The sequence below is a fragment of the Paenibacillus sp. Root444D2 genome (assembly GCF_001426375.1).
GTDB lineage: Bacteria > Bacillota > Bacilli > Paenibacillales > NBRC-103111 > Paenibacillus_E.
The window spans coordinates 58,456-77,317 of the sequence record NZ_LMEO01000034.1 but is presented as its reverse complement, the minus strand read 5'-3'; the positions used below and the strand labels follow the sequence as shown (position 1 = coordinate 77,317).

14 protein-coding genes are annotated in these 18,862 nt (G+C 45.6%); 6 read left to right on the top strand and 8 right to left on the bottom strand.

Translation table 11 applies throughout. The features are described 5' to 3' along the window. Positions 1–11: 11 nt before the first annotated feature. Positions 12–5,063, top strand: coding sequence for an OmpL47-type beta-barrel domain-containing protein (locus tag ASD40_RS18770; RefSeq protein ID WP_057304696.1), 5,052 nt, complete (start codon positions 12–14; stop codon positions 5,061–5,063). A gap of 621 nt (positions 5,064–5,684) precedes the next feature. On the opposite strand, the gene ASD40_RS18765 is transcribed toward ASD40_RS18770, so the two are convergent. Further along, positions 5,685–6,608: a Gfo/Idh/MocA family protein gene (locus ASD40_RS18765; protein ID WP_057304695.1), complete on the bottom strand. Its 924-nt coding sequence runs from the start codon at positions 6,606–6,608 to the stop codon at positions 5,685–5,687. After that, positions 6,608–7,888 (bottom strand): MFS transporter, encoded by a 1,281-nt coding sequence (locus ASD40_RS18760; RefSeq protein WP_156390101.1) that lies wholly within the window; start codon positions 7,886–7,888, stop codon positions 6,608–6,610. The genes ASD40_RS18765 and ASD40_RS18760 overlap by 1 nt, the downstream gene beginning before the upstream one ends. 125 nt (positions 7,889–8,013) lie before the next feature. Between ASD40_RS18760 and ASD40_RS18755 the strand changes: the two genes are divergently transcribed. After that, the gene (locus ASD40_RS18755) at positions 8,014–8,571 is read left to right on the top strand and encodes a hypothetical protein (RefSeq protein ID WP_057304694.1); all 558 of its coding nucleotides are present in this window, start codon (positions 8,014–8,016) and stop codon (positions 8,569–8,571) included. A gap of 347 nt (positions 8,572–8,918) precedes the next feature. Here the strand turns inward: ASD40_RS18755 and ASD40_RS18750 are convergent, their stop codons facing one another. Further along, positions 8,919–10,427, bottom strand: a complete 1,509-nt coding sequence (locus ASD40_RS18750) for a leucyl aminopeptidase (RefSeq protein WP_063860377.1) — start codon at positions 10,425–10,427, stop codon at positions 8,919–8,921. Positions 10,428–10,575: 148 nt separating this feature from the next. Further along, a complete protein-coding gene (locus tag ASD40_RS18745) occupies positions 10,576–11,589 on the bottom strand; it encodes an aldo/keto reductase (protein ID WP_057304693.1) in 1,014 nt (337 codons plus the stop codon). Positions 11,590–11,824: 235 nt separating this feature from the next. Between ASD40_RS18745 and ASD40_RS18740 the strand changes: the two genes are divergently transcribed. Then, the gene (locus ASD40_RS18740) at positions 11,825–12,982 is read left to right on the top strand and encodes a PepSY-associated TM helix domain-containing protein (RefSeq protein ID WP_057304692.1); all 1,158 of its coding nucleotides are present in this window, start codon (positions 11,825–11,827) and stop codon (positions 12,980–12,982) included. Between the two features lie 93 nt (positions 12,983–13,075). Here the strand turns inward: ASD40_RS18740 and ASD40_RS18735 are convergent, their stop codons facing one another. Beyond that, the gene (locus ASD40_RS18735) at positions 13,076–14,413 is read right to left on the bottom strand and encodes an anti-sigma factor domain-containing protein (protein ID WP_057304691.1); all 1,338 of its coding nucleotides are present in this window, start codon (positions 14,411–14,413) and stop codon (positions 13,076–13,078) included. 29 nt (positions 14,414–14,442) lie between these two features. Next, positions 14,443–15,222 carry an RNA polymerase sigma factor SigI gene (gene sigI / locus ASD40_RS18730; RefSeq protein ID WP_057304690.1) on the bottom strand — a complete coding sequence of 260 codons (780 nt, stop codon included), beginning with the start codon at positions 15,220–15,222 and terminating at the stop codon, positions 14,443–14,445. 197 nt (positions 15,223–15,419) lie between these two features. On the opposite strand from sigI, the gene ASD40_RS18725 reads away from it, so the two are divergent. Further along, positions 15,420–16,061: a helix-turn-helix domain-containing protein gene (locus ASD40_RS18725; RefSeq protein WP_057304689.1), complete on the top strand. Its 642-nt coding sequence runs from the start codon at positions 15,420–15,422 to the stop codon at positions 16,059–16,061. Here the strand turns inward: ASD40_RS18725 and ASD40_RS18720 are convergent. Next, on the bottom strand, positions 16,032–16,667 hold the full coding sequence (locus ASD40_RS18720) for a hypothetical protein (RefSeq protein ID WP_156390100.1): 636 nt from the start codon (positions 16,665–16,667) through the stop codon (positions 16,032–16,034). The two genes, ASD40_RS18725 and ASD40_RS18720, sit on opposite strands and share 30 nt — an antisense overlap. 173 nt (positions 16,668–16,840) lie before the next feature. Between ASD40_RS18720 and ASD40_RS18715 the strand changes: the two genes are divergently transcribed. Next, a complete protein-coding gene (locus ASD40_RS18715; RefSeq protein WP_057304687.1) occupies positions 16,841–17,614 on the top strand; it encodes a LytR/AlgR family response regulator transcription factor in 774 nt (257 codons plus the stop codon). Positions 17,615–17,716: 102 nt separating this feature from the next. On the opposite strand, the gene ASD40_RS18710 is transcribed toward ASD40_RS18715, so the two are convergent. Next, positions 17,717–18,139 (bottom strand): hypothetical protein, encoded by a 423-nt coding sequence (locus ASD40_RS18710; protein WP_047680975.1) that lies wholly within the window; start codon positions 18,137–18,139, stop codon positions 17,717–17,719. 215 nt (positions 18,140–18,354) lie between these two features. Here ASD40_RS18710 and ASD40_RS18705 point away from each other — a divergent pair, with 215 nt between their 5' ends. After that, on the top strand, positions 18,355–18,861 hold the full coding sequence (locus ASD40_RS18705; RefSeq protein ID WP_057304686.1) for a DUF4912 domain-containing protein: 507 nt from the start codon (positions 18,355–18,357) through the stop codon (positions 18,859–18,861). Position 18,862: the final 1 nt, after the last annotated feature.

Genomic DNA, 18,862 nt, shown 5'->3' with positions numbered 1-18,862 from the left:
TGGAGGTAATTATGAGATCCCTACACAAGTCAAAACTCCTTGTTTCAATCCTTCTGTCGGCAATCATTGTTTCACTGTTTCCTCTCCTTCCAGCGCATCGTGCAGCTGCGGCTGCAGCAGGTATTACCCAAGACTATTGGAATAACGTTCCTGGGGGGAAGGTGGAACAGATTCCTGTAAAGACCCCTCCATCGGGTTCGAGGTTACTCGCTAACTTCGAGACACCGAACAATACGGGGGATCTCTATGGTTCTCGTGTTTATGGTTTTCTGACGCCGCCAGTCAGCGGAGGCTACACCTTCTGGATCGCAGCGGATGACAGCTCCGAGCTATGGTTGAGTCCGGATGGCGATCCTGCGCACAAAGAGAAGATAGCGTCTAATACCGTCTTCGCCAAGCCCAGAGAGTGGGGTAAATCTCCCACTCAGAAATCGGTGATCATTCCGCTATCCAGCGGAAAAAGATACTATATCGAGGCGCTGCACAAAGAAAACACCTCGAATGACAATCTGGCTGTCGCCTGGCAAGGGCCGGGAATAGCCCAACAGGTTATTCCTGGCACTTACCTGACACCTTATGTGCTGCCTGATGCGCCAACAAATCCGGTGCAGGACGACACAGCGAATACATTCGGATGGACGCCCGTTCCCGGTTTTCCAGATGTGGCAGCCTATGAATACACCACAGATCGCGGTTACACGTGGCAAACCGTAACAACGAACCCGCTTCAACTGGACAATGTCAACTACACGACGGGACAAATACAGGTTCGGTTGAAAGAAACGACGGCGCAACCTGCCGGAAAAATTCTGTATTCAACCGCCTTTTACACGCTAACTTCCGTAGAACAACCTGCGCCGGTTTATACAACGCTTTGGAAGATCGGGCTTGATAATCAGCAGTCGACCGAATTTGGCGATTATAAATCAACACCCGTTGAGTCCTTCAGCCTTCCTTCCGACAGGGCTACTCGCACAGATTGGAGTTCGGTGTCTAAAGGACTGAAGCTTAGCCGCAACGGTTCTATGGTTATTACTTACAACTTGCCAGAGATCCCGGAGCATGGCGTGCAGTTCAGCTTCAGAAGCTTGGACGCGTATGTATCCGTTCCGCAATTAGCTGTATTTTCCAATGATACGATGGCCGGTTTAATCCAAATTGTAGGCTTGAACGGCGGAAATACGACTCGAAAATTCAAAGAAACTTACGAGCTTTATATTCCGAAGGAAATGCTGAAGGTTGGATCTAATGAACTGAAGCTGTCTTTGGATCGAGGCTTGTATGCGGGAACTGAAGGCGATGAATATCATTGGTTTGAATGGGATTATGCCAAACTTGAGGCATTAGGAGCTCCAGCCGTGGAACCGATTCACGGGCGTTATACCCATCTTGGAACAGCACTTGTCTCTCATGTATTGAAAGACCGCGATCTGCAAACGATGGAAGTAACGAAGTGGCTGGGACTCGCCTACAGCGGGAACGTCATTCGTTCCAGTCAATTTTCGCGGGAATGGTTGACCGCTTTGCGCGATTTGAATTTGGCACCCGTGCTGCTGCCATTCGGAACCTATATCAAGGATCCAGAGCTTTCATCGGGGGTCGTCCCTGAGAAGCTCAAAGAGTATTACAACAATCTCATTGCAGAAAATGGGGATTTGTTCGAGTACTTGGAGCTTGATAATGAACCCGGCGTGTTTAACAATGCATTTGCCGCCGATTTGGCTCTTGCTAAATATGTTAGTGAGCAGAAGCCTTTGCTAAACCCTTGGTTGAAAGCGGTTTCCCCAGGCTGGGCATACTGGCCCTCCAAAGGAATTCCCGATGGCTGGGAGCGTGATCCTGCCTACCGCAGGCAGATTGAAGACTATACCGATATGACGAACGGACACAGCTATACCTTAAGCGGGATTTCGAGTGGTGATGGAGGCGCTGTCGTTGAGACGTTAAAGACCTTTCCTGAGTATCAGGGTGACGGAATGGCAAAGCCGATGATGATGAGTGAAACGGGAGCTAATGATTTTCATACCGACAATAACCGTTACGATACGTTCACGCACCGTTTTGCCTCCATCTTTGATCGAGAAACGCGCAGTACCATCGGCTATCTCGATTACATCATGCAGCATGCGGCTTACTTCCGAGAGTACAGCTTGCTCAAAGAGGACATCGAAATGAAGTCCGCAGACGATGCCGAAGCATGGATCAATACGAGCGATCCCGATGAAACGCGTTTGAAGGTTTTCCGCCGTTTAGCGCTAGCCTACAGTACGCATGGCAAACCACTCCCTTATGTGTATACAAATCAGAATGAGCTTGCCGGGAAAAAAGCTTATTTCCGCGCGGTGGATTCGTCAAGTCTTGGTGTGAGCAGCACCGGCGCGAAGTCCAATAAAATTCTGCTCAATTTTGTTAATTTTGAAACGACACCGGTTACAATGAACGTCAATGTTACGCTGCCTACTAACGCCCAGTATGCGGCAGAACGCTTTGGCGCAGGCAACACGTATGCGGCTGCACGCAGTTTTACGACCATTGACGCCGCTTTGGGCGCGCAATTATCAGAAACACTTCAACCGGGCGAAGCCGTCGAATACATTTTGACCCCGTTGGAACATTCAGCACCAAGCAAGCCTACGCTGCAAGCACGGGCCGTTTCGTACAAACAAATCAAGCTAACTTGGCAGCCTTCTACAGATAATGCGGAAGTCACCGGATATAAGCTCTATGATAACGGCGTACTGCTCGCTAAGCTGCCGAAAGCCGTAACCCGTTATTCGCACCAAGACGTTAGACCGGAAAGCGCACACTCATACACGCTCATCGCTTATGACGACTCTGGCAACGAATCCGTGCCGAGCGACCCTTTGGCCATATCCTCCTTATCGTTGCCGGCATCTCCTTTTACCACAACGTCTACGGGAGCTTTGCATGTTGAAGCGGAGCAAACAGAGCTGGAAGGAGTGACCCATCATGGTACATTCGTCGGTATGTACTTTACACAAGGACGGATGAACATGCTGAAACCTCCTGTCAAAGCAAATACCAATTACATTCTTAAGCTTAAATATAGTGCGGCCGCGAACAAAAAGGTGAATCTCGTTATCGACAATCAGCTGATACGGACGCTGGATTTGCCTGGAACGGAGCCGAACGTCTATACAACAGTCGAATATAACGTCATGATGCCTGCGGACATAAGCAACCTTGTGCTGTCCATCGTCAAGAGCAGCGATAATGTGTTCGCCTACTTTGATTGGTTCGAGTTGAAAGAAGGCATCTTGGATGAAACGCCTCAAGCACTCTGGACGAACGTCATTCATTCCAGTACAAATATGTATTATTCCGCCCCTACCTTCGCTCTTGGCGCCAATGGAGCAAATCTCCATGAAACGACAACCCCGGGCGATTACACAGCTATGGGCTTTAAGGGTACGGGAATCCGTTGGTATTCCGATATTGAGTCATCTTTAGGTGAGGCAGATGTTTATATCGATGATGTCCTGCAAGCAACTGTGGATTTGAAAACAGCAAACACACAAGGCGCGAAGAAGGTTGTTTTCGAAAAGACGGGTCTCCCTATGGCAAACCATATCATCAAAGTTGTCGCTAAGAACGGCCGGATCATCCATCAATCGTTCGAGTTTTTGAGTTTGGAACGCCAGCCCCTAACGCCAGGTCCTGATCTTATCGTAACAGATCTTGGAACGGATCCAGCAGATCCGTATGCCGGGCAAACGGGAATTCGATTCTATGTTACGGTGAAAAATGTCGGTATTCTCCCAACCCCAGACGGCAAAATAACCGGAGCCGTGTTTGGTTTGAACGGCGGTTCGTTTGGTTATACGGATACGTATAATCAATCCATCCCTGTAGGCGGCAGCGCAACACTCTACACAAACGCAGGCGGTGAGAACGGATATTGGGAAGTTCCTAATGGAGAAGCCACCTACCAGTTAAGCGTCAATATCAATGATATCGGACGATTCACTGAAATGGATCGCACGAACAACACCAACGAGATGACTTTCCAGGTGAAGAAGCGAGATGTCACCCCTCCTGTGACAACAGCGACAGCGGACGGTGCAACGGGGTCAGGCACATTCAATAAGCAAGATGTGCATGTTACGTTTACAGCCGTGCATCCGACTGTTGGCGTTGGAATCCGGCAAACGGAATACCGAATTCAGGGTGGAACATGGCATCCTGTCACAGCTCAGCCGGTCACCTTCAGTGATGAAGGGGTATATCAAATCCAATACCATTCGATTGATGTGTTTAATAATGAAGAAGTGCCTAAAGATTTGATTATAGGCATCGATAAAACAGCTCCAGCAACCACGGACACATCAATAGCGGGGTGGCAGCGAACACCGCAAACCGTCACATTAGCGGCTTATGATTCTTTGAGCGGTGTACAACAGACCTTTTACATCCTAAATGGGGGAACTGCCACTGCCGGAACTTCGGTTACGGTAAACACCTACGGTGTAAACACGATAAACTATTATAGCGTTGATTTGGCAGGTAATCAGGAAGCTAGTCACTCTGCGGAAGTACGCTTCGATCCGCAAGCACCTGAAATCAACATACCCGGTCCTTTAACTGTATTTTTGACGGATCCGATTGTATGGAATGTTGGTATCACGGATGCCTTAAGCGGAGTGGCCTCATCTGTGGTTAAACTGGATGGTGCCGTTGTTAGTCCTAACATTAACCTCCAACCTCTAAGCTTGTGGATTGGTCAGCACACGATTGAAGTAACGGCTACAGATAACGCGGGCAATACGATCGTACGTACCTTTGTATTGAAAGTGATCATGGATCTCGATCATTTGGACGATTTACTCCGTTTGTTATGGAATTTAGGATATTTCCCAAATCAAAGCACTTATAACAGCTTGCAGAACAAGGTGACTCAGCTTCAGAAGCTGCTAAACCAAAGTCAGCTTAAAGATCCGACTATCTTCGATGCTGTCATCAAAGATGGCAAGTATACGGATAGTACGACCGCCAAGCTGCTTCGGGATGCCATTCTATATCTGCAGCAAAAGTCAGGGAAGTGAATAGTAAAGAAGGGGCCTGTCATCCAAAGTCACTTTTGGATGATTGGCCCCTTATCCTTTTCTTTAACGATGCTACAGTAACCAAAATTTCCCGAATATAGAGGGAAAGTCGATCCTCTATTTGAACGAAACGCCACGAAATCATGAGGTAGAGGAACAAGTGCGATATTTCACTGTTTTTGCCTCTGAATCGCTCATTCCGCTCAAATAGCGCACTGATGGAGCCTCTCGATGAATGATCGATAGGCTCTTTCTTCGTACCTCCAAAAATAATACCTTCCTTAGAGCCTCTAAAGTACATTCTTAGGATTGAAATATATGTTCCAAAAGCGGCGCTTGAGCTTGAGCAATTAATAAGATTAAAACCATTGGAGCAAATACAATGAAATCCAACATGCTATTCGTGAATACATGATTCCATTGGACACTATGCAATGGAATTTTCCATCAAGCCTACTCACAAGCCATTTTCGGAAAAAACATTGTATTTACTCCAATGGAAATGCTTATAAACACTTTATTTCGGCAATTCCATTGGATATTGTGCAACAGAATTGCGGCGGTGCTACAACGCGCGTCCAGGATTCATGGCGCGTTGAGAAATGATGCTTGCCGTCCTGTCTATACGGACAATCGTTCCACTAATTGATGTGACGCAAGAACAAGGTCTCCACGGATGCTGCAGGCATTCGGATTGTCCAAGCTGTCGAGGAAATGCTGTACAACGCCAGCAAAGCCCCTTCTTTCAAGCACCGTGTCCCAGCTGCCGAAGGAGCGTACGCGTGGTGCGGCGCCTTTTTCATAAAAAACGGCTGACTCTAGGTTCGTTACTTCTACCGATCGGCCGCTCCCGTGCAGCTCAACTTTTTCTAAATCAACACCAGCAAGTCTAACCATACTGTAATTGCCTAACGAAGAGCCGAATGCTAGCGTCCCTGATGCGTGGAGCAGTTTGCCTGCTTCATCGACTTGTTGGTTGTATGTACTCACTTCATACGGGCCGTCTCCTAACCATAGTAAAAGGTCCAGCATGTGAATCAGGTCATCATACAATGTCTCTTTGGCGCTATGACCTTGCTGCTTGATGCGATGCTTGACTGCTGAACACCAGTCGAAGCCGCCTGCCTCCTGCAGCCATCGCTTAGCCTCCATATAAAGAGGAGCAAACCTGCGGTTAAACCCCGCTGCCAGCAAAACGCCTTTTCGCTCCGCATATGAAGCCATCTCAGCGGACTGTGCCCAATTGTAAGACAACGGTTTATCCACATAAACAGCTACACCCCGTTCTATACTTTTCATCGCAATATCGTAATGGGTAGATGTCGGACTATGGACGAAAACTGCATCCAACTCATGTGCAAGAAGCTCATCTAAGCTTGTTGTCCCGTAAGGAATGCGATACTTTGCCCTCATCCGTTCTACCGTCGCCGGGGTGGAGCTCATAATCCCTGCAATTTCCACTTGCTCGTTGACCGATAAAAGAGGCAGATACACTTTTTGTGCGATATCACCTAGACCAATTAATCCGATTCTTTTCTTCGTCATTATGCTTCACTCCTTATTTGTTTTCCCAGCACCATACGTCCAACCAACAGTCCAAGTACAAGTAAAACAGCGCCAACCACCGTAGAAACACCATATATTTGCACCCACATCGGGGCATCCGTAATCAGGGCATATACTTTTCCGCCAAAAATCGGACCCAAGAAAGCGGCAAAGCCAGTGATAGCCGAATAAGTAGCAATATACATCGGACGTTCGCTCTTCGGTGTGTCGCCAATCGTAAACGTGAACACCATCTGATTAAACCCACCCAGGCCAACGCCAAGAACGATATGAACGGCATATAGAACAACAATGGCTGGAATGAAAGCAATTGCTCCCCATAATAAACAAGCTAGCGCAATGATCGGTAAAGACCATAGCAGCAAGGTTTGAGCCGTATAACGCACATTCAGATTGCCCCATACATAGTAGCTGGCCATCATGACCACGGTATGAACGACCGTAATTAACGAGACCGTTTCATAATTAATTTTCATCAGCTTGAGCATGACATAAGAGAAGAGCGGCACGGTTACCCCTTGCACGAATAAAAACACAGCCAAAAAAAGAATCGCTTTAAGAAAAGCGCGATCCTTCAACGGCTTCCCAATCATCCCAACCGGATTCGATGCCGTAGATGGCTCGAAGGGTGGATTCGGATATAAACCGAAGGCCAGAATATTTAAGACCACACAAACACTGCATATAATAAATAAATAGTTAAAACCTTGCCCGCCTGGATACCGATCCAATATTTGTCCGCCAATGAAAAGAGCTAGTGAACTTACCCCGCCTAAAATCGTATTGCGAAGTCCAAAATATCGTCCTCGAACCGGACCCGGCACCGCATCGCTAATTAGTGAGGTCCAAACGATTCCACCCGCGGCATTTCCCAAATGAGCAGCCGTATAAAGCACAATATACATCACAACCCACAGATCTTTGGGAAATAAAAAAGGAATCAAGCCAACAGAGGTCCAAAGTAATCGGTGTGAGGAAGCAAATATAAGCAGCATTCGTTTGCGGTTTCTGAATTTTTGCATGACCACAGCCATCCCAATTTGAATAATATTGACGACGGTGGTAATGGCCAACACTAAACCAATTTCAGTTGAAGTTGCTCCTAAATAAAGCAAATAACCCGTTAGAAACGGACCGCCAAGGAGCTGGAAAATAATAACCGCCGGAAACCCCTCCAACGTTGCGATGAGCAAGCTTCTTCGGTAGGAGGATACTTTTTTTCTGGGTTTTCGTACATAATCCGCAATTTTCATTGCCATACTCGCCTCCTGATGTAATTCTTATGATGAATGACTGATCTTAAAGTTTACAAACTATAGGGCGCTTATGGTAAAATAGGACTGACTACCTAATCTATCATGTCAGGCGGGATCACCCAAATACTATGAAACCAAACCATTTTGGTCTTATCACAAGCTCATTACTCTTTTTGATTTTCATTGTACTCTCTCTCATGTTCCAGTCAACCATTTATTTGTATATCGCCAGCGTATGTCCGCTGCTCATTGTTCCTTTTCTTCCCGATATTCGATCCAATCAATTCATTAAGCCGAATCAAGCTAAAGGTGCTGTAAGATTGATTACCATGGAGAACAAGGACAAGGCTGATTCCGATTTTCTTGTTATCTTGTTTGAACCAGGGTATGTAAGATGGAAGCGTGGGAAACTTTTTTTCAAAATGGAAGATATCATGAAAGATGTCTACATCAAGCCAGATCCCCTCGCCGCCACAATGACGGTGTTAAAATATGATCTATTTCTACATCGACGCAAGAAAAATTGGATCGGCATTTCCTTAACGCAGCTTGAACAGCGCACCGAGCATCTCTCTTATACGACAAATGAAATCAACCGTCTGGTCATTCGGATGTCCGATGTGAATGAATTGCTTCAAAGGCCGGTAAATCAGCCAGCTGCAGCTGGGCAAAGTATTGGCGCCTAGGAAGATTAAAAAAATCACCCTGCCTTCAGTTAAAGACCTGCCGATCATTTGGCTGGCGATAACTCGATGACGGGTGATTTTTTTGTGTTCATGTTGGATAAACCCAAAGATGAAGTCTTTTGAGACTTCTATTTGCTGCATGCAAGCTTTTTTTGGGCAAATAAGAGCTCTTAAAGGCTGCTATTTATAGAAAAGTGCTTACAAACCGCCAAATAAGAGGCCTTTGAGACTTCTATTTTCATCAAATGATGCCGATTTCTGCAATTCTTCTGTATATTAGAGCCTTTAGGGACTTCTATTTTCTGCTTGCAAGCTTTTTTTTGGCAAATAAGAGCTCTTAAAGGCTGCTATTTAAGTTCGTCCCCACACAAATAAGCCGCTAAAGTACGAACCATGACACCTGTTGCACCTTTAGGCTCGATGCCTTTGGCCGACCATAACCAAGCCGTGCCGCCGGTATCCAGATGGATCCAAGGTGTTTCTTCGGCGAAGAAGCCGATGAACAGGCCTGCTGTAATGGCTCCTGCCCAGCGATCAGATGAAGTCGCATTCTTAACATCGGCGACATCACTCTTTAGCATAGCGCGATACTCCGGATAGTTTGGCAGCTGCCATACTTTTTCACCGGCTGCTGAGGCTGCCTGAAGCAGCGGCTTCAGAAACTCGTCATCATTCGTAACTGCGCCAGTCGCGACATCGGCGAAGCAGATTAATATGGCCCCTGTTAATGTTGCAACATCAATCAGGCGATTCGCTCCCAACTGCTTGGCGTAGGTCAAGCCATCGGCCAAGATAATACGACCTTCCGCATCCGTATTCAACACTTCCACCGAATGTCCACTGAGCATTGTCACGATATCGCCAGGGCGATAGGCAGAACCAGACGTCATGTTCTCCGCCGCCGGGATAACCACAACCAAGTTCACCTTCGGCTTCAGTTGACCGACGACGTGCAGGGCACCGAGCAGTGTAGCGGCTCCGCCCATATCACTGATCATTTCTTCCATGCCGTCGGGTTTCTTCATCGAGATCCCGCCGGTATCGAAGGTCACGCCCTTGCCGACGAGGCCCAGCACATCGGCGGAATCTGGATCACCCTTATACTGAAGGGTGATCATGCGCGGCGGGTTGACGCTGCCCGCGCCAACCGCGGTAAGCCCGCCCATCCCGCGGGCGGCTATCTCGTGCTCGTCCAGCACTTCGCAGGCGAAGCCGTAGTGCTGGGCGAGCCTAACGGCTTCCTCTGCGATGGAAGCCGGAATGAGCTTATTGCCCGGGAGGTTCGTGAGATCCCGGGCATAGTTCGTGCCCTCCGCAACCGCCTCAGCGGCTGCGATCGCCCCCTCCAGAAGCGCTGCATCCGCAGCCGCTTCTGTGAGGAGCACCGCCTGGCGCAGCTCCGCGCGCGCAGGCTCGTTCTTACGGTACGCCGCGATGCGGTACGTACCGAGGAGCAGCCCTTCGGTCAGCGCCGAGGCGGCTGACCGGCTGTCGAACCCGCTTGGCAGCTTCAGCGCCAAGCGTTCGAACTGCAGCGCGAGTGCCTTGCGCGCTGCAAACACCGCGGCTGCGCGCAGCGTATCGCGTGATGCTGCGGGGCCGAGCCCCGCAACGAATACGTACGCGTACGGCAGCAGCCCGTGGGTCGGCAGCGCCTCGAGCTCGCCTGAGGCGCCAGTGAATAGGCCCTTTGCGCGCATGCGCTCAAGGACCTGATCGAGCTGCGGCAGTCCGAGGACATCGTCCTGGCGCAGCTCAGCTTCACTTAGGCAGACGAGGATTGCGTCTGCCCCGGCTTCATTATCCATCAACGACGTAAATACACCCGTCGTTACATCCGTAATTTTATCAAACATAAGTACTTCTCCTTAGGTTCAAGTAGTTTCTGTGTTTCTGTAATTTTTGTAATTTCTGCAGTTTCTGTAGTTTCTGTGTTTCTTTGTTTCTTTGTTTCTGTGCTTCTGCAATTTCTTGCAGTTTCAGTAGTTTCTATAGTCTTTCAAATTAATAAAAAGATGCGGCCTTCTGCACCACTGACTGCATGGGCAGCTGGTAAGGGCACTTCTCTTCGCAAAGCGGTTTCTCTTTGCATGGATCATGGTCTGCACAGCCTACTATTCTATCCTTTTGTCTTTGGAAAAATCCGTCACCCTTCGGCAGCAATCCGAATTTCTCTCTAAATCTACTCGCAATCATCACATCCGGAATGGAGATTTCGAGCGGACATGAACAATAATTGCAGCGTCTGCAATCGTGTTGACCCAGCTCTATAGCCAATTGCTCCAGCTCCTGGCGCTCCTCCGCTCCTACTTCCTGCTCCTGCGCAGCCAAGTTTTCTTGCACTTCCTTGATGCTCACCATCCCAGAAATCGTTACGTGCACGTCTTGACTATAAGGATAGCGGATCGCACGGTCAACCGGTTGAATGAACCCGCCGGACAAAGGCTTCATCGCCACTTTCATTAAATCCATCTCTGTCGCTTTTGGGATCAGCTCATCAAGTGCAAACGGCTGTGCCAAATTGAGATGAAACAAAATCTGCGAAAATTGCCCTTTGGCGATCCATTTCGCAAGTAAATCTGGACGGTGGCCGGAAATGCCGATAAATCGCACTTTCCCTTCCCGCTGAGCCTCAAGAGCAGCTTCATAGGCGCCGCCGATATCCATCGCTTTCTTAAACTCGCTAACATAGTTCACATAATGAATTTGCAATAAATCTACATGGTCTGTTTTCATACGAACTAAGCTTCGCTCAATCTCCGCTTTCGCCGTCTCGTAATCACGTGCTCCTGTCTTCGTCGCTAAGAAATACTCACTTCTGCGATGGGAGATGCACTCGCCGATAATTTCCTCGCTGTTCCGGTATGCTGCTGCCGTATCGATATAATTAATGCCGTGATCCAAGGCGTAGTTTAATGCTTCTCTTGCTTGTTCTAAAGGTACACCTGGAAGATTCATAGCCCCAAATCCAAGTGATGAAACGTTGTAGCCGGATTTACCGAAAGTCGAATACCTCAAGCTAAAATCTCCCTTCCAACTTAGAAAAATCAATCATAATTGCGCTTGCAACTATTGTAATACAACTCAGTCCTACTTTCCATGAAGTAGGCGATTGTAAACGCTATCATCTCGTTCGATGACTGTAATCGCAAATGATTAGCCATAAATGTATTGACAATGAAAGTGATAATCATTATCATTCTAAACAGATTCATGATTTTGATAATCATTCTCAGTTATGGAAGGGGCCATTATGCGTAAATTAATGTTACAAATTCATCTTTGGGTAAGTTTACTTCTAGGCTTATTCATTGTTTCCATCTGTACAACAGGCAGTCTGCTTGTTATTGAAAATGATGTAGAGAAATGGATACATCCACAGTTTTATCAGCCTACGCCAGGTTATGCCTCACTACTCGACGTTCAGCAAGGTGCGGAGCAAGCTTTTCCAGGGTTCAAAATGGATCGAATCGAGCTTTCGACAGAAGATGGTCTTTATCAGGTAAGACTATCCAAGGACGTGAATGGCAAAGCTTCGACTCAAAATGTTTACATTGATCCAGGCTCCGCCCATGTGCTTGGGCCTGTTGGACCTAATCGAAATGTTTTCTTTACGAAGGTTCTGCAATTACACCGTTATTTACTTGCCCAGGATGTACTTGGTAAAGCAAATGCTTCCATTGTCGTTGGCTTTATGGGTATCGGTCTCATCATCATTCTAATCACAGGTGCTTATCTATGGTGGCCCGGCCTTCGCAAATTTGCTCGTGGCTTCCGAATTATTCGAAACAAAGGTAAGCTTGCCCTAAATTTAGGTCTACATAAAACGGTAGGTATAGTAACCATTCCTTTTCTTCTCGTATTCGCCCTCACAGGAACAGCTTATCAACTTGATAAATATGTGTTTGGATGGTTCGGACTGTCGACCAAAACGGAAGCAGCTGCCTCTTGGAGCAAAGCAACAAACATGAACGGTTCACCGCTTTCTCTTGACACCATCGTTCAAAATGCGCAAGAACGATTTCCCAACCATAAACTGGTCCGAGTCCAACTACCCACGAAGCCTGATCAAACTTATCAGTTAGCTATGAAAGAAGGTTACAGTCCGGCTGGTTCCAGCAATGTTACCGTCTTTGAAGACCCCTATACGGGTGAAATTTTAGGTAAAACAAACCCAAATGCTCCAATGGCGTTTTACAGTGCTTGGAAAAAAGGTTTGCATTTCGCAACTTGGGGTGGTGAACCTGTAAAAATCGCGAGCTTTCTCATGGGGATGATGCCCCTTTTCCTGATGATTACAGGTCTAGTTATTTGGCAATTCAAAGCTAGAGCGCGTCGCAGAAGTAAAAGCTCTTCCCGCATCAAAGAATCTCCTCCAACAATGGTTCCTTCGATGAGCTCTGCCGAATAAAACATACAGAAACACCCCAGGCAAAGCTTCACATAAAAGTGAAGTATGCCAAGGGTGTTTCTTTATGTATATATTCTATTCTTTTAACTCTTACTAATCTCTATTATCATCGTGGTTTTTTGAATCTTTGTTCCGATCGCTCCAGCTCCAAGGAAAAATGGTGCTTCTATCATTTTCTGATTTTGATTTTTGCGTTGGCTTGTCAGATGGCTTATCCGTCGGTTTGCTTGAGCTTGTAGGCTTACTCGAAGGTTTTACAGTAGGCTTAGGCGTTGAAGTCGCTCTAGGTTTTGAGGATGATTCTTTCTTAGAATCATCCTCATTGCCATCACCCGAGCGGTTCGACTTCGGCGTTGATTGGCTGTCATTATCATTATTACGATCATTGCTGTTTCTATCGTTTTTGTTGTCGTTCTTGTTGTCATTCTTATTATTATTGTCGTTCCTGTCGTTCTTGCCATTTTTCGAAGATGGTGTCGGTGTTGGTTTCACCGTAGCCTTGCCGTTCTTACTATTGTTATTTTTATCGTTCTTATCATTTTTATCGTTGTTCTTGTCTTTGTTCGATTTCTCGTCCTGAATTTGTTGAATTTTCTCGCTGAGCTTTCCGGATTTTTCATCTGCGATAAGCTTCTGCAGAGACGATTTATCGATCGGCTTATCCGGCTTTACCAATTTGTCAATCCCGCCGTTATCCTTCGCGAGCTGATGAATCGACACCGTTTTGATGTCGTCGAGAGATACTTTCGCACCATTGTCTACCGCATTCAAATATATCGCGTACTTCCCGGCCGATACACCGCTTGCCTTCGCCTCTTGTCTTACTTCTTGCGGGGCAGCGAACGCGGTCACTTCATAATTTTTCACTTGATCCGGATGGGCTTGCTCTATATGCTTACTGACCTGAGCTTTCAACTTCGTTGCAATTGCCTGATCATCCACATCCGTTTTTTGTTCTACAATCGTAGAACTGATGATGATATCTCCTTCACCTCTAGCAAGTGCTCCCTGTTCGGCTTTGTCTAAAATATCAGATGTGACAGCTTCTAACGACTTACCCTTATAGACTAACGTTTGAATTAGGTCAACTCCATCTGAATTTAACCCAATTAGATCCTGTACAACTTCATCATTATCAATTCCTATTTCTACACTAGGATTGATATCTATGGTTACATAGGCAACCACTTGGCCCCCAGGAATGGTTCCTGTCAACGTTGATACTAAGACAAAGCATAGGACGATTGCGGCCGCCAGTCCCGATGCAATAGCCATTTGCGGTACACGCATACGCCGCTTCGCAGGTGTGTACAGTATCTCTTCCCCAACTTCACAATTCCGCGTTCCCCTCGGAAGCTTATCAAACCGACCCTCTGGATTCATGACAATAATGGAGCTGTCGCTTAATTCCATTACGATTCCCTTGTTCATGCGCTGTTCTTCCTTTCTTTATGCTTTCCTCATTCTCGAATATGTAAATAATCTCGCAAGTAAGGGTAGGGTCCGTTAAAGATGAGAGCTATCGCAATCAAATACTTACGGTTTCGCTCCAATGTTTTTCTCGAAACCTGTACTTGTTCCAGCAGCTCTTTAATCGGCAGCTGCCGTTTCGTCAGAAGAGTACGCATAAGCTCTGCATCCTGTGCTAGCGTGCGGCCGATACCGAATAGCATTTGCCTGGAATCGTCGTGTTTAGGGGATGCTTCTGTCAGTTCAGAGAAATCGATATCAAAATCACTTAAACATCGGCTAAAATCCATAATTTCACTTCGCCGTTCTTCAAGTCCCTTTTGCTTTTCATAAGCTTCGATAGCTTGATGAACCTCAATTGGATTGAGTAGGTTATCTTCATCATCTTCTTGATCGAACGAGCTGTAAGGAATCTGTCCTTTGAAACGTTGTTCTTTGCGTAAGAAATCAATTAATCTCCTCCGCATGACCGTTTCTGCAAAGCCTAGGAAAGACCTTCCCATAACGGAAGAATATTGATTAATAGCTTCATTAAACGCTGCTAAAGCGATACTGAATTCGTCATCTCGTGCCGGGTCGATATATCGCTTGCAGAACCTACTTGTAACTTTAGCCACATAAGGCTGGTAGTCAGCAATAAATTGATTCCTAAGTCGTAGGTCTCCTGCTTGAATTTGATGTATGGTTACCTCAAGGGAAGAGGCATGCGGTTCACTTTGTCCCTGGGATTCCTTCTTTCCAAGGAATTTTTTGAATAGTACCAGTAGCACCGTTCCACCTCACAGTATAGTAGTTTCGTCCCTATGTATAACAATTCGGGGGGTACAATTATATGGAATCAGAAATAAAAAGTAAATTTATTATACCATAGATGTTCAATCGGGCACCTAATGGCAAATAAAACCTAACGTACGGTTTCATTTTAACCTTGAATCCTTTACAATTAAAGGCATGGGAGGTGTTTCATTTGGAACCCGGCAATCACTTTGGTAAGTTTCTCGAGACGTTACGAGGTAAATTGTCCTTGCGTAAAGTTGCAAGTAAAAGCGGCTTGTCTCATGCCTATATTAGGGATCTAGAGCTCGGACGTAATCGTACCACGAATGATGTCATCAAGCCATCCCCTGACACCTTGAGAAAGCTATCACAAGCATACCAATACCCTTACACAGATTTACTAATAAAAGCAGGATATTTAGAAGAAGCCTCATCTTCGCAAACTTCTTCTCAAGTCCATTTAGATAACGTCTGGTATGTTGAGTTTGGTATCAAAACCATACAATATGTTTCGTCTGACGGCATCATGGAAGAGAACGTAGAATCTCTTGTGGCGTTCACGAGTTTCATAGAAGCATTAACTGATCACCATTTTGTGAAATTGGACATGCATCTTTTCGTCAATCTGAACAAAATAAAAAAGTATGCCCCCGCAGAAGGCAAACTTTATTTTAATGATTATGAAGAAGGTCCTAGTGTAACCATCGCCGCTATGCCGCAAAAGAAATATCACCAGATTCTTCTCGAGTATGAAGCTCGCAATAAAGGATTTGTTGTGGAAGCTGATTCTAGCTCCCGGCATTCATCTTTGAAAGCCAAGTTCCTTACCTAGCATGACATAGATGAAGAGAACCGTTGCCATACCTAGCATTTGGATCGGCATTAGCGCGCTTAGCACGCTATCCGGATAGGAATGACGGTATGCAATTCCAATAATTACAACAATAATGAAGAGATAAAAGCCTGCATTTTCTCTAGTCAGCGGTATTCTCGTATAATTCGAGAGAAAAGTAAAGCCGAGCCGAAGCTTATGAATAGTAAGAAGAACACCGCACTTAGCCATAATGGTCAAAAGTAATATCAAATTAGTCGTTAAGGAATCATCCTTGATATCTGTATATGCAGCGAGATCGGTTAAATCACAACATAAGAGAACAATCGTAGATACGATGACCGACAGAATATACCCTGATAATGCTATGATTAATGTAGGTACAAAGCTAAATTTCCAAACCATCATAAGCAGTGTACAAATGATACAAACGTATAATAAAGGCCAATTGTCGAAATAAGCGACCATCGTTCCTGCGAGTGCAGCGAGCGTTATTTGTATCCAATACGGTTTCACTCTTTGTCTGAATAGTAGTAATGCGAATAAAATCATAGGTACAAAATCAATACAGGTTAGGATAAATTTCACCCATGTAAACAACTGCACGTTCCCTCATTTCTATGCTTGCTCTTAAGCAGCCTACCTATTTGAATCCACACCTAGAACTATACAAGATAACCGTACTTTTGCCTTCAAAGTGGACTAAGTTGGCTGTTTCTGAGCATAAGTTGACAGGATGCAAGGGCCCATGGGTGAGAGGATTGGAGTGCGATGAACATATGGGACACCGTTTCACAGTGGCCATCGTGGAAGATAACTATTGGGCAGGCAAATTACTCGAAAGTTATTGCCAACAATGCGGGTTAAGAGTCATATCTATCGTTTCTGAAGGTGAACAATTTATACAATTATACGATCAGCTTCAGCCTGACATTATGCTAGTGGACATAGGACTGGAAGGAAATTTAGATGGCATCACGATGGTTCAATCCTTGAGAAGAGCTGGATATCAACAGAAAGTCATTATGGTTAGCGGAACCACGAATATTGACCATGTTTTGACGAGCTTTCATGATCTAGGTTCCCTCTACTTTCTGTCCAAGCCAGTGATGCTGCCAAAGTTTCAAGCGGCTATTCGGAAGGCCATTGCGGAGATTCAACTAGAACGCAGTCAGCAGGTACAAGCCCCAAAGCCTAGATCTACAACATGGATTACTGTCAAAAATCAAAAATCAGAGCTGCCTATCTCCGAAGACTCCATCCTCTTCATTGAGAAAGAAGATAAACGTTTGACCAGAATCCATCTCATGAATGGAGCACATATGGAATCCAGCACGAATTTAACGGATATACTGGCGCAGAGCTCTCCTCATATGTTCAGTCCATTTAAAGGTTTTCTGGTCAATTTGCGCCATGTGGTATCGTATGTGAAAGAAAGTGGATTTCCCACTTCGAGAAGATTTCTAATTCATTTGAACCATACGCCTGTGAAAGTTCCACTAAGCAGAAATCTACAAAAGGATTTTGCGAAGCTTCTGCAGGAACTTCAATAAGCACCAAGTACTTACCATATACATGAGTTAGGGATGTGTGTAACAAAAAAAGAAGACGTTATGGGCAAAATAGACCCGAACCGTCTTCTTTTCAACAAACCTCTACGTGTGCTTGGAGGTTTTTTTGTTTTTTAGTTTATCTCGGCGTACACTCAGCATTTTCAATCGTTTCTTAAGCTGATCTTCCCATTCATTATCGCCAATAGATTTCGCGACCCCAAGCAAATCAAGAGCCATATCAATTTGACAGCGTACTATATCTAAAGGCTCTTCACCCTCATGGTTGACACAATTATCATGCAATAGATGATCCTTACCATCTACATATTCCGTAAAATCAACCTCAGGAGCACCGTCTCCGTGAGCATACTCCGCTAATATCTCGTATTCGTTCTCCACCAGATAGTGAACTTCAATGCGATGACATACCGGGCAAAAAAGAATGGGCACATTGTGAATTTGTGTACGAATGTGCTTCAAGGTACCTTTCGTTCCAATCATACTGGCTCCACAACAAAAACTCATGAAAAACCCTCCCTTAGAGCTTTCCGTTAGGAAAGCTTGCATCGTAAGCATAAACTTCTTAACCCGGATTAGTCCAATATATTCGCCAGAAAAGTTTGAAATTCCTTTTTTTTAGGACAGTTAGATTTTAGCAATCTACGCATATTTTTCTTTGGAAAAGCGAATGCTTTTACAGTGAAAAGGTAGTCATTAGTATTAGAAAAGAGGAATTCACCTTGAAGGCATTACCTACCGCAGGGTTTGAGGTTCCCGATCGGTATAACAAGGACATACTCCATCTTATGATCGTGGATGCACATTCGCTCTATGTTTATTGGGAAATTAGTGATAGGCGGAGATGGCTTGTTTCTCAGCATTTTGAATGCGACTATGCGTTAATGCCCAAAGTGATACGTTTGTACGATGTAACCAGCCTATATTTCAATGGCAGTAATGCACATGGATTCTGGGATGTAACAACGACGTCTGAAGCTAACAATTGGTATCTTCACCATCTAGGTGCAGCCCGTACCTATCTTGTAGATATTGGTACTTACACTTGGGAGCGCGAGTTCGTTCCTCTTCTTCGTTCCAATTGTGTCGCAACACCTAAAGATACCGAAACTAAATGGGGAGAACCGATACAAACGGTTGTTCCAGAAGCCCAAGCCGAACGTGTCTATAATCGAATCAAGCCATCTTTTTTTGAAAATATACAAGCCTACTCTCCCTATGTGAGGTGAC